This is a genomic window from Amycolatopsis sp. NBC_01286, assembly GCF_035982555.1.
Lineage (GTDB): Bacteria > Actinomycetota > Actinomycetes > Mycobacteriales > Pseudonocardiaceae > Amycolatopsis.
The window spans coordinates 5,525,791-5,537,387 of the sequence record NZ_CP108428.1; the positions used below are offsets into that span (position 1 = coordinate 5,525,791).

General features: G+C 69.6%; 14 protein-coding genes. 10 read left to right on the plus strand and 4 right to left on the minus strand.

The genetic code is table 11. From position 1 onward, the window contains the following. Positions 1–43: 43 nt before the first annotated feature. Positions 44–1,171: a glutathione-independent formaldehyde dehydrogenase gene (locus OG570_RS26605; RefSeq protein ID WP_326951974.1), complete on the minus strand. Its 1,128-nt coding sequence runs from the start codon at positions 1,169–1,171 to the stop codon at positions 44–46. A 482-nt stretch (positions 1,172–1,653) separates the two neighbouring features. Between OG570_RS26605 and OG570_RS26610 the strand changes: the two genes are divergently transcribed. The 3 genes from OG570_RS26610 (at position 1,654) to OG570_RS26620 (ending at position 3,482) form a co-directional block, all read left to right on the plus strand. Continuing rightward, complete coding sequence (locus OG570_RS26610; protein ID WP_326951975.1) at positions 1,654–2,355, plus strand: HU family DNA-binding protein; 702 nt, start codon at positions 1,654–1,656, stop codon at positions 2,353–2,355. A gap of 243 nt (positions 2,356–2,598) precedes the next feature. Beyond that, on the plus strand, positions 2,599–2,979 hold the full coding sequence (locus tag OG570_RS26615) for a hypothetical protein (protein ID WP_326951976.1): 381 nt from the start codon (positions 2,599–2,601) through the stop codon (positions 2,977–2,979). Next, the gene (locus OG570_RS26620) at positions 2,979–3,482 is read left to right on the plus strand and encodes a hypothetical protein (protein WP_326951977.1); all 504 of its coding nucleotides are present in this window, start codon (positions 2,979–2,981) and stop codon (positions 3,480–3,482) included. Before OG570_RS26615 ends, OG570_RS26620 begins: the two co-directional genes overlap by 1 nt. 120 nt (positions 3,483–3,602) lie before the next feature. On the opposite strand, the gene OG570_RS26625 is transcribed toward OG570_RS26620, so the two are convergent. Further along, positions 3,603–4,016, minus strand: coding sequence for an ArsR/SmtB family transcription factor (locus tag OG570_RS26625; RefSeq protein ID WP_326951292.1), 414 nt, complete (start codon positions 4,014–4,016; stop codon positions 3,603–3,605). Between the two features lie 121 nt (positions 4,017–4,137). On the opposite strand from OG570_RS26625, the gene OG570_RS26630 reads away from it, so the two are divergent. The 5 genes from OG570_RS26630 to OG570_RS26650 all read left to right on the plus strand — a co-directional run bounded on the left by OG570_RS26630 (position 4,138) and on the right by OG570_RS26650 (position 7,381). Further along, entirely contained in the window at positions 4,138–4,785 is a 648-nt protein-coding gene (locus tag OG570_RS26630) for an arsenate reductase/protein-tyrosine-phosphatase family protein (protein WP_326951978.1), read from the plus strand. Positions 4,786–4,796: 11 nt separating this feature from the next. Continuing rightward, entirely contained in the window at positions 4,797–5,201 is a 405-nt protein-coding gene (locus OG570_RS26635) for an arsenate reductase ArsC (RefSeq protein WP_326951290.1), read from the plus strand. A gap of 32 nt (positions 5,202–5,233) precedes the next feature. Next, entirely contained in the window at positions 5,234–6,328 is a 1,095-nt protein-coding gene (gene arsB / locus OG570_RS26640) for an ACR3 family arsenite efflux transporter (RefSeq protein ID WP_326951289.1), read from the plus strand. 16 nt (positions 6,329–6,344) lie between these two features. After that, complete coding sequence (locus OG570_RS26645) at positions 6,345–6,851, plus strand: NAD(P)-binding domain-containing protein (protein WP_326951979.1); 507 nt, start codon at positions 6,345–6,347, stop codon at positions 6,849–6,851. A gap of 230 nt (positions 6,852–7,081) precedes the next feature. Beyond that, positions 7,082–7,381: a hypothetical protein gene (locus OG570_RS26650; RefSeq protein ID WP_326951287.1), complete on the plus strand. Its 300-nt coding sequence runs from the start codon at positions 7,082–7,084 to the stop codon at positions 7,379–7,381. 201 nt (positions 7,382–7,582) lie between these two features. On the opposite strand, the gene OG570_RS26655 is transcribed toward OG570_RS26650, so the two are convergent. Further along, positions 7,583–7,954 carry a radical SAM protein gene (locus OG570_RS26655; RefSeq protein ID WP_326951980.1) on the minus strand — a complete coding sequence of 124 codons (372 nt, stop codon included), beginning with the start codon at positions 7,952–7,954 and terminating at the stop codon, positions 7,583–7,585. On the opposite strand from OG570_RS26655, the gene OG570_RS26660 reads away from it, so the two are divergent. Both OG570_RS26660 and OG570_RS26665 read left to right on the plus strand, forming a co-directional pair. Beyond that, complete coding sequence (locus OG570_RS26660) at positions 7,841–8,083, plus strand: hypothetical protein (protein ID WP_326960367.1); 243 nt, start codon at positions 7,841–7,843, stop codon at positions 8,081–8,083. The genes OG570_RS26655 and OG570_RS26660 overlap by 114 nt on opposite strands. A 406-nt stretch (positions 8,084–8,489) precedes the next feature. Next, positions 8,490–9,350: an alpha/beta fold hydrolase gene (locus OG570_RS26665; RefSeq protein WP_326951981.1), complete on the plus strand. Its 861-nt coding sequence runs from the start codon at positions 8,490–8,492 to the stop codon at positions 9,348–9,350. A gap of 167 nt (positions 9,351–9,517) precedes the next feature. Here OG570_RS26665 and OG570_RS26670 read toward each other — a convergent pair whose 3' ends face one another. Next, positions 9,518–11,569 carry an acyltransferase family protein gene (locus tag OG570_RS26670; protein WP_326951982.1) on the minus strand — a complete coding sequence of 684 codons (2,052 nt, stop codon included), beginning with the start codon at positions 11,567–11,569 and terminating at the stop codon, positions 9,518–9,520. Between the last annotated feature and the right edge of the window lie 28 nt (positions 11,570–11,597).

Here is an 11,597-nt window from a genome sequence, read left to right on the forward strand (position 1 = left end):
GACCTGCTCTGACGGGCTGGTCACGGCTTGAGTTCCTCGGTGGTCAGGGGTGCAGGACGACCTTCGTCCAGCCGTCCTCGCGCTTGTCGAAGTGCTCGTACCCTTCGGCGGCCTGGTCGAGGCTGAGCTCGTGCGACACCAGGAATCCCGGCGTGGCGATGCCTTCGGTGATCAGGTCCCGCAGCTGCGCGTTGTACTGCTTGGTGTTGCACTGGCCGGTACCCATGGACTGGCCCTTGAAGAAGAACGTGCCGTAGTCGAACGCCAGCTTGCCCTGCTTGGCCAGCTCACCCTCGGCGCCCGGGTCCTGCGGCACGTAGACGCCGACGACGCCGATGCCACCGGTCGGCTTCACGGCGGCGACCAGCTCGTTGAGCACGATCTCCGGCTGCTCGACGCCGTCGGCGCCGTGGGCCTGGTAGCCGACCGCGTCGACGCCGCGGTCCGCGCCGCCGTCGGTGAGGTCGGTGAGCTGCTCGACGGCGTCGCCGGCGGAGCGGTCGACGGGGATCGCGCCGAGCTGCTCGGCGAGCTTGAGCCGGTCGGGCTGCTGGTCGACGACGAAGACGCGGGACGCACCCTTGATCTTGGCGGCGTGCGCGGCCATGAGCCCGACGGGCCCGGCACCGTAGACGACGATGGTCTCGCCGGGCTGCATCTTGGCGAGTTCGACGCCGTGCCAGCCGGTCGGGAAGATGTCCGAGAGCATCGTGTAGTCGAGTTCGTGGTCGGTGCCCTCGGGCAGCACGAGCGCGTTGAAGTCGGCCCACGGGACGCGCAGGTATTCGGCCTGGCCGCCGTTGTAGGGGCCCATGCTGGCGTAGCCGTACGCAGCGCCCGCGGAACCGGGGTTGGCGCGCAGGCAGAAGCCGGTCAGGCCCTTGAAGCAGTTGCCGCAGGTCCCGCACGCGATGTTGAACGGCAGCGAGACGCGGTCGCCGACCTTGATCCGCTCGACGGCATCGCCGACGGACTCGACGACGCCCATGTTCTCGTGGCCGAGGACCTTGCCTTCTTCGACGTCGGTGCGGCCTTCGTACATGTGCAGGTCCGAGCCGCAGATGTTGGTCGTGGTGATCCGGACGATCGCGTCCTTGGGGTCCTCGATCCGCGCGTCCGCGACGTCCTTGACGGTGACGTCGTACGGTCCTTGGTACACCAATGCCCTCATGGGAGGCCCTCTTTCCCGATCTTGGTCGTACCCCCGGATTCCCGGGACGCCCGATCGGAAACCTCGCGGGGCTTCGGGAAGCCGGGTACCGCGCCACCCTGCGCCGGCGTTCCGAGGCAGCAGACAAGGAGTCCCGCGGCGGCGACCCGCAAGCCGAGGCGAGCACGTGACTGCGTCTGCTCGGCCGCCCTCCAGGCGAGCTGGGCTCCTCTTGCCGTGGCGTAGGCCATGGCCCAGGGCCTCGCCCGCCGTGCTCTCGCGCAGCCGGACGTGTCGATTTCGGAGCTGCGGCAAGCCTTGACCTGCTCGGATTAGAACAAATGATCGACATCACGATGTCCTATATGGACGCCTCGCCGACTCTCTGCGGTGCGGCGCAACGAAGTTCGTGGTCACCAGGTTTGGAGATTCAGCCGTTCTGGTAATACTCTGTGCGACGTCGGCCAGTACGGGCCTGACGAGTTCCACTTTGGAGGACTGGAATGACGAACAAGGCCCAGCTGATCGAGGCTCTGTCGGAGCGCTTGGGTGACGACAAGAAGGTGGCTGCGCAGGCTGTCGACGGTCTGGTGGACATCATCATCCGGACGGTCAACAAGGGCGAGAAGGTGAACATCACCGGCTTCGGCGTGTTCGAGAAGCGCGCTCGCGCCGCTCGCACCGCGCGCAACCCGCGCACCGGTCAGGCCGTGAAGGTCAAGAAGACCAACGTGCCCGCGTTCCGCGCCGGCACCACCTTCAAGGACGTCATCTCCGGCACGAAGAAGCTCGCCAAGGCCGCGCCGGTGAAGCGCGCCACGGCGGCGTCCACGACGACTCGCGCGTCCGTGGCGAAGGCGTCGGCCCCGGCGAAGGCCACCAGCACGCGGGCCACCACGCCCCGCGCGGCCGCGGCCAAGCCGGCCACCGCCCGCGCGACGGCCACCCGCACGCGCGCCACCACGGCGAAGCCGGCCGCCAAGGCCACCGCCGCCAAGGCCACCGCGACCAAGGCGGCGACCGCCACCAAGGCCGCCCCGAAGACCGCGGCCGCCAAGGCCGCCCCGGCCAAGGCCACCGCCGCCAAGGCCACCACCACCCGGGCCAAGGCAGCGGCCAAGCCGGCCGCCACCAAGACCGCGGCGGCGAAGAAGCCCGCCGCAGCCAAGGCCCCGGCCAAGCGCACGTCGGCCGCCAAGAAGTAGGTTCGCTGATTTCGAATGCCGGAAGGGCCCCGCACACCTCGTGCGGGGCCCTTTCGCATGTCCGGGATCGTGAGTCCGAACCACCATCTACGACGGATGCAGTGTGCGCTTCAGGGCGATGGTCACGACGGTCCGTCGTACGGCGCCGGCTCTGCTCCCTCGGTGTAGCCCAGATCGAGCAACCTGGTCCGGAGAGCGACGAAGTTCTCATCGGGCCGACGCCTGCTCAGGTTTCTCAGGGCGTTGAGCGCGACCCGGGCGTTGTGGTGCTGTTTCCATCGTTCGCCGTTCCTGGTCGGGAAGTCCGGTGACGTAGGCCCACCGGCCGGCGGCTGCAGCCCGAAGGCGCTTGTAGTCGGCGACCGGGTCGCCCCCGCCGAGTCTCGCGCCTACCTGGGCCGCAAGCTGGCCGGTCAGGCCCACCTGGCCGATGAGGTCGCCGAACTGGCCGGCGAGCTCGGGCACCTGCCACTGGCGTTGGCCCAAGCCGCGGTGTACCTCCTCGACCGCCAGATTCCCTGCTCGGAGTACCGCCGCAGGTTCGCGCGGCGAAAGCTGGAAGCGGTCCTGCCCGACCGCCACAGCTTGCCCGGCGACCACCAGGCGACGGTGGCGGCGACCTGATGACCTGGCACGTTCGCCTTGGCGGAATCGCCTTGGCGATGCAGCAGTGGGAGCCGTTCCGGTGGAGGCACACGACGACCGCGATCTACCAATCGGCCGATGCGCGAAAGTCGATGTCGTCGTTCCTGGCGGCGTTGTCGGAGCTCCGTTTGGTTGGAAACCCGGAGCCGCGCGCTGCCGCCGAGGAGATCACAGCCATCTTGGGTGAGCTGTTCACGGTCCTGCCGACGTCGAAGAAACCAGCGGAACGAGAACTGCAGATCGAAGTCACGGCGCAGTGGATGCTTCGACTGGGTGAGGCACAGAAAGAATTCGTCCTGGCCGCGCGCCGTGACCTCGGGTTCGCGAAGAAGTTGCGTAGGCACTGGTGGGAGCTGTGGCGTCCGAGAACCGTCGAAGGCTGGCCAGGTGGCTGGCCTGGACCGACCGTGACTCTGCTGGAGCAGAACAAGCCTGGCACCGATGGCTCCAGCTCAACGACGATCGAGGGTGGCGCTAGCTGATATCGCGTCGCTCCTCGCCGAGTTCAAGTCGCAAATGCGAGTCGCTGACTCTGGCGAGGCAGAGCATGTATTCGAAAGTGCAATATTCGTCGCAAGCGACCGCGCTGCCGAATCCTCACTTCAGCAGCGGCTGTTGCGCTCAGTGTCCGTTATTGGCGCCGGCCGGTCCGCGAGCGGGCCGCCTTCGCGAAGCAGGTATCCGAGCTGCTCGAGCGGCTCGGGCACGAGGCTGTACCAACTCCACGTGCCGCGGCGCTCCCGCGTGAGGACGCCGGCGGTGACGAGAACCCGCAGGTGGTGGCTCAGTGACGGTTGCGGCATGTTGAAGTCCTCGGCGAGGTCGCAGAAGCACGCCTCCCCGCCCGGTGAGTGCCGGATGAGGGAAACGAGCCGAATTCGGACCGGGTCGGACAGAGCCTTGAACAGCTTCGCGGCCGCCTCGGCCTCGGTGTCGGTGACGACAGCCGCGGGCTCGGCCAGCAGGAGGGTCACCGCGACCGGCTTGGACCGGACGTGACCGTTGTGCGCGGCCATGGCTCCTCCTCAGCGGCTGGGTGATCTCGATCGTACCTCAGCTGGATTGACAAGAGTCGATCCAAGCGTCTTCAATTGCATCGGCAGACTTCGATCCAGGCCGGTTCGCTCGAGGAGAGCCATGACGCACGCCACGGACGGCCTGCCCACACGCGAGGTCGGGCTGCAGCTGGACCGCATCGCCGACGAGCTCGCCGACCGCTTCCACGGCGTCTTCGGCCGTGAAACCGTCGAGCTGTTCGTCCGCGAGACCTACGACCTGCTCGCCGAGAACGCGACAGTTACCGTCCACCTGCCCGCCCTGACTGCCCGGTTCGCCCGCGAGCGACTGGTCGACCTCGGCCGGGCCGAGGGGCTGACGCAGGTGACCGTGCCGCAGGTGCTCTTCCTCTGCGTTCACAACGTCGGCCGCTCCCAGATGGCCGCCGCCCTGCTCGACCACCACGCCTTCGGCCGGGTCAGCGTGCGTTCGGCCGGCTCCCAGCCCAAGGGCGAGATCCCGGAGATCATCACCGCGGTACTGCGGGAGCTGCACGTTCCGCTGGAGGCTGCTTACCCGAAGCCGCTGACCGACGAGGTGCTGCGCGCCTCCGACGTGGTGATCACGATGGGCTGCGGCGACGCCTGCCCGATCTACCCGGGCAAACGCTACCTCGACTGGGACATCCCCGACCCCGACGGCGAACCGCTGCACAGGGTCCGCCGGATCCGTGACGAGATCGACCGCCGGGTTCGCGGCCTGCTCGATGAGCTCGGTACCCCACTCTGAAAGGACCGTTCATGTCCCGCACTCCCGAGGTGCTGTTCGTCTGCGTGCACAACGCCGGCCGCTCCCAGATGGCCGCCGCGCTGCTGCAGCACTACGCGCTCGGCCGGATCGCCGTGCGCTCGGCCGGCTCCGAACCGGCCGACAAGGTCAACCCCGCCGCCGCCGAGGCGCTCGCCGAGTGGGGCCTGGACATCGCCGCCGAGGTTCCGACCAAGCTGTCGACCGAGGACGTCGAGGCCTCCGACGTCGTGATCACCATGGGCTGCGGCGACACCTGCCCGATCTTCCCCGGCAAGCGGTATCTGGACTGGCCCCTCGACGACCCGGCCGGCCAGGGCGTGGACGCCGTCCGCCCGATCCGCGACGAGATCGACCGCCGCGTCCGCGGCCTGCTCGCCGAACTCCTCGACGCCTGACCACCCCACAACGACCTCTGGAGGCACGGTCCGTGACCGAGACCGCCGACAAGACCGCCACCCCGGCCGACGCCGACGTCCTGCACCGACTGTCCTTCCTCGACCGGTTCCTGCCGGTGTGGATCATCGCCGCGATGGCTGTCGGGCTGTTGCTCGGCAGCGTGATCCCCGGTCTGCAGGGCGTGCTGGAGGCCGTGAAGATCGGGCAGGTGTCGCTGCCGATCGCGCTCGGCCTGCTGCTGATGATGTATCCGGTGCTGGCGAAGGTCCGCTACGACAAGCTCGACACCGTCACCCGCGACAAGCGCACGATGGTCCTCTCGCTGGTGCTGAACTGGGTCCTCGGCCCGGCGCTGATGTTCGCGCTCGCCTGGCTGCTGCTGCCAGACCTGCCCGAGTACCGCACGGGTCTGATCATCGTCGGCCTGGCCCGCTGCATCGCCATGGTGATCATCTGGAACGACCTCGCCTGCGGCGACCGCGAAGCCGCCGCCGTCCTGGTCGCGCTGAACTCGGTGTTCCAGGTGATCATGTTCGGCGTCCTCGGCTGGTTCTACCTGGACCTGCTGCCCGGCTGGCTCGGCCTCGACACGACCAGCGTCAGCTTCTCACCCTGGGGGATCGCCCTGTCCGTCGTCATCTTCCTCGGCATCCCGCTCGCCGCGGGCTACCTGTCGCGGCGGATCGGCGAGCGCAGCAAGGGCCGTGAATGGTACGAGGGCAAGTTCCTGCCCAAGATCAGCCCGATCGCGCTCTACGGGCTGCTGTTCACGATCATCGTGCTGTTCGCACTCCAGGGCGAGACCATCACCTCGCGGCCGCTGGACGTCGCCCGGATCGCGCTGCCGCTGCTGGCCTACTTCGCGATCATGTGGGGCGGCGGCTACCTGCTCGGCAAGGCCTCCGGCCTGTCCTACGCGCGCACGACGACGCTGGCGTTCACCGCCGCGGGCAACAACTTCGAGCTCGCGATCGCCGTCGCCATCGGCGTGTTCGGCGTGACCTCCGGCCAAGCCCTCGCCGGGGTGGTCGGGCCGCTGATCGAGGTGCCCGTGCTGGTCGGACTGGTGTACGTGAGCCTGTGGCTGCGCAAACGCTGGGTCGAGAAGACCCCGCAACCGAAGTGACTCCTCGACGCAGGTAGTGGTCATCGGCGGCGGCCAAGCCGGCCTCGCCGCGGGCTACTACCTGTGCCGCACCGGGCTCGAATTCGTCATCCTCGACGCCCAGGCCACGCCGGGCGGCGCCTGGCAGCACGACTGGGACTCCCTGCGCCTGTTCTCCCCGGCCCAGTTCAGCTCACTGCCTGGCTGGCCGATGCCGCCCTACCCCGACGAGTGGTACCCGCCGGCGACGCACGTCGTCGACTACCTCGCCGCCTACGAGAAGCACCACGACCTCCCGATCCGCCGCGCGGAGACGGTGACCGCGGTATCCCGTCGAGATGGTGGCCTGCGGGTCGCGACCGACTCGGGCGCCTGGTCGGCGAGCGCGGTCATCAGCGCCACCGGCGCCTGGTGGCGCCCGTTCCTGCCGCTCGTGCCGGGCAGTTTCGCCGGCCGCCGGCTGCACGCCGTCGACGACCGGAACGTGGACGAGTTCACCGGGCAACGCGTGGTGGTCGTGGGCGGCGGCAACTCCGGCGCGTAGATCGCCGCCGACCTCACCACCACGGCCGAGGTCACCTGGGTTACCGGCGCGCGCCGCGGTACCTGCCCGACGAAGTCGACGGGCACGCCCTGTTCGACGCGGCCACCCGGCGCCGCCGAGCCCTCGACCGCGGCGAAGCCGACACTGGCGGTGTCGCCGCGCTGGGTGACATCGTCGCGCTGCCGCCGGTCCGGCGGGCCCGCGACGCCGGCCTGCTCGCCGCGCGACCGATGTTGATCAGCTTCGACGAGCACGGTCCCGTGTGGAGCGACGGCACCCGGCTGCACGCGGACGCGGTCATCTGGTGTACCGGATTCCGCCCGGCACTGTCCCACCTCGCCCCGCTGCGGCTACGCAACGCAGGCGGCCGGATCGCCACCGACGGGACGCGCACGGTCGACGAGTCTCGGCTGCACCTGCTCGGTTACGGCGACTGGACCGGCCCGGCCTCGGCCACGCTCATCGGCGTCGGCCTGACCGCCCGAGCCGCCGTCGCCGACATCGCGAACCTCGTGAAAACCGACTCCTGACGAGAAGGGCACAGCCATGACCCGAGTTCTGGTGATCGGAGGCAGCGACGCCGGGATCAGCGCGGGCCTGCGCGTCCACGAACTCGCCCCGGACGTGCGGCCGCTGCTGGTGGTCGCCGACGAATACCCGAACGTAGCGGGCGCCGTTCTCGCGGGCGAACGCGCGCAGCCGGACGTACTCGTCGTTGTCGGCCAGGGAGTTCAGTGTGCACAGCAGTCCTGCAGGAGGCCGGCCGCGGCGAGCTTGCGGACGTTGGCGACGGTCATGTCGAACGAGTCGCGGTCGCCGCGGAACAGGCCGTGGGAGTCGGCGGCGAACCCGTCGAGCGAGACGTTGACATGGACACCGGCGGTGGTCAGCTGGCGGATGAGCTTTTCGTCGAGCTCGGTCGCGTTCGTGCAGATGCCGACGTCGATCCCGGCGTTGCGGAAAGCGTGCACGATGCCGAGGAAGTCCGGATGGATGGTCGGTTCGCCGCCGGTCAACGTCACTCGCCGCACCCGGGCGTCGGCCAGGCGAGGCACGACCTTCTTGACGACCTCGGTGAGATCTTCTGGTACACCACGCTGCACAGCCTCCGGGATACGAGGATCGGCGGGGAGCTGCGCCGGTTCCACAGTGGAATCCTGGTGCTCGGGTACGTGGTGATCGTGGTGTTGATCCTGCAGGAGTTCTGGAGCTACTGGCGCACGCTGCTCTGACGGTTCGAGCTCCGGGAGCGACGTCCCCGGGGCTCGATTCGGTGGGCATCACGGTTCGTGCCGGCGAATGAGAAGACGTGATCGGTGACGGTCGCGGCCTGGTCGTCCGGCCCGGCCGCACGGCGGCAGCCGCAGCACGCAGGATCGCGGCGCGGTCCAGGGTGAACGGTGCAGCCGGGCGTGGAGCGTCCGTTCCGGCAGGCTGACCTCGCGGACAGTCGTCCGCACCAGCTGTCATCGTCACGCATCGACGTCGCGCGGGCTTGGGAGCTGATGGGCGGCCCGACGACCGGTTTGCAACAGGGCTCCCACCGTCCGCACGGCGCGTCGAACAGTCGCTTCCGGTTCACGCGCGCACCTCGTGACCGGCTGGACGACGCACGCGTCGCCGGACGACACTGGCGCGATGGCGACAGTGTACAAGAACCCCAGTGGCGAGCGCGCGGTGCGGCAGTGGTGTTCGCAAGCGCTGGTGCGAGCGGACTTCCCGCTCACAACCACGATCGTGACCACCAGTGCCGGCCGGGTCGCGCTCACCGCGGCGGGATCCGGTGCGCCGCGGGTCGTCCTTGTTCCGGGCACCGGGTTCAACGCCTCGGCGGCCCTGCCGTGGTTGCGGGCCTTGTCCGGCCGCTGGACGACCACAGTCGTGGATCTGCCGGGGCAGCCTGGGCTCAGCGACCCGTACCGGCCCCGAGGGGCCCGGCTTTCCTGGTATGGCCGGGTGCTGGACGAGATCCTGGCGGTGATGGACGTCGACGGTGCTGTGCTGGTGGGAAACTCCCTGGGCGCGGCGGTCGTTCTCGCTGCCGGCTCGCCCCGGATCGCGGCGCGGGCGCTGGTGTCGCCCGCCGGCTTCATCCGGCTCGGCGTGGACCCGGCGCTCGCACTGGCTTCGGCCAGGTGGCTGCTGAGGCCCACGGCCGGAAACACCCGCCGCATGCTTCGGCTGTTCGTCGGTCCCGGCGAGGAACCGCCGCGGACCGAGGTCGAGTGGATGGCTCTGATGGCGGCGTGTTGCCGTACCACGCTGGCCCCGCCACCGCTGCCGGCCGAGCTGCTCGCCCGTCGCGCCGAACTGCCTTGCGTCGTCGGTGTGGGGGAGCACGACCGGTTCCTGCCACCGCGTCGGCTCGCTCCGGCGGTGCGCCGGACCATGGGGCTCGACCTCCGGGTCTTTCCCGGCGCCGGCCACCTGACCACCCCGGCGCATCTCGACAGGGTGGTGGCCTTGGTCGCGGAAGTCGCCGAGCCGCTCGTCCGCTGAGCTGAACAGAAGCTTTCCGTCCTCAGCGGACGGTCAGGGGAACCGCGCCATCGCGAGGGACCGACACGGCGTGGCACAGGACGAATTCCTGTCCCGTCCGCCGGTGGCGAGCGTCAAAGACACAACGCCCAGTACGTCGTCAGGCGGCTGCTGGTGGTCCGGTTCCGCTACCAGTTCAGCGCCGCGGTCATCGCCTTGTCGACGATGGGTGACAGGGTCGTCATGAAGCTCGCGGTGACGTGGTTGTCGTCCATGTACACCAGGACGTTCCCGACCACCGGCCGGCAGAGCGCGCGGCCGCAGAAGTAGTCGCTGAAGTCGAGGAACGACACGTTCGACGGGACGTCCGCCAGCTTCTCGTACGGCGGCGACGGCGCCAGCAGCTGCGCGCGGGACACACCGCAGTCCGGGGACTTGATCCCCTTGGCTTCGACGCACGCAGGCGGGGAGAACCCGAGTCGCGGGTTGTCGCGCACCGCCACCACGGGGATGCCGGCCTGGCCGAGGTTCTTCCACTGGTCGACGAAGCCCTGTGGGGTCTGCTCGGTCAGGCCTGGCCGGACGTCGCGGGTGGACAACGTGAACACGGCGTCCGGCCGCATCGCGACGATCTCCCGCTGGGCGGCGGCGTTCCAGGCGAGGCAGCCGGGATCGCCGGGCATCGCGTCGGCGGTCGTGGAGAACGGACAGGCGCCCTTGAGCATGAACGTGATCTGGTAGTTGTGCTGCTGCGCCAAGGGTTTCAGTGCGGCGAGGTACTGCTGGATGTGCGAGTCGCCGACCGCGACGATCCGTTTCGCCGGGGTGCCGGTCGTCCTGCTCGTGCACATTTCGAGTTCGGCGTCGAGGCGGGATTTCACGCAGTCGGCATCCGCGATGCCGCCCCAGTCGTTCGGGACGGCGATCATCGGGGGCACCACGGTGGCGCTGGGCGCGGCCCGCTTCGGCTCCGGTGCGCGGGCGAGGGCGCCTGGGTGCTCGTCGTCGTCCAGGGCGATGGTGAAGTCGGCCTTCTTCGTGCTGACGACCTGCCAGGTGCCGGCGATCAGCAGCACCGGCAGCAGCGCGGCGACCCCGAACCGGTAAGCACCCCAGGGGGTCCGGGTGCCGATGGCCGAGGCGCGAACGGGGGATTCGACGAAGTGGTACGTCAGCGCGGCGAGGCCGACGGAGACGGCGATGACGAACGCGCCGCCGAGCAGTCCGACCTCCTCGCGGTGGCGGGCGACCAGGTAGAACAGCAGCACCGGCCAGTGCCACAGGTACAGCGAGTAGCTCAGGTTGCCCAGGTATTCGAACGGCCGTGACGCCAGGATCCGGTCGGCGCCGGCGCGGCTGCCGGTCGCCCCGGCCAGGATGACCAGCGCGGCGGCCACCGTCGGCCAGAGCGCGGCGTAGCCCGGGAAGACGCTGCCGACGTCGAGCACGATTCCGCAGACGACCAGCCCGGCCACGCCGAGCCAGCCCGCCAGGACCCGCGACCACCGCGGCAGGACGATCGCGTCGATCCCGAGGGCGAGGAGACCGCCCAGGGCGAACTCCCACACCCGGGTCAGCGAGTGGAAGTACGCCAGCGGCTGGTTCGCGGTCGTCAGGTGTACCGAGTACGCCAAGGACACCGCGAACAGCGCGGCCAGCGTCCCGGCCAACGTCGCGCGCAGGGACCGCCGGAGCCGGACGGCGGCGAAGGCCACGACGGCGACCAGCAGCGGCCAGACGACGTAGAACTGCCCCTGGATGGACAGGGACCAGTAGTGCTGGACGACGCTCGCGGTGTTGTGCTGCGCGAAGTAGTCGACCGAGTCTGCGGCCAGCCGCCAGTTCTCGACGTAGAGCGCGGAGGCGAACACCTCCTTGATCGTCTGGAACCACCGGTCCTGCGGCAGCAGCAGGATGCTCAGGCCGACCACCGCGAGCAGCACGGTCAGGGCAGCCGGGAACAGCCGCTTGATCATCCGGCCCCACATCGGCCGGAACTCGATCCGGCCGCGGCCCGCCGCGCGGAACAGCTGCCCGGTGATGAGGAACCCGGAGATGAGGAAGAAGACGTCGACGCCGCCGGAGATCCGGCCCAGCCACACGTGGTAGACGACGACCAGCACGGCCGCCAGGGCCCGCAGCCCCTGCAGCTCCGGACGGTATTTGCGCACCTGCGCCGACGCGGCGGCCGAACCCGCTTCAGCGTCGATGACGGCGTCGTCGGCCGGGCGTGGTCGCATCGTCGTACCTCGGGATGAGCGGGGGTGG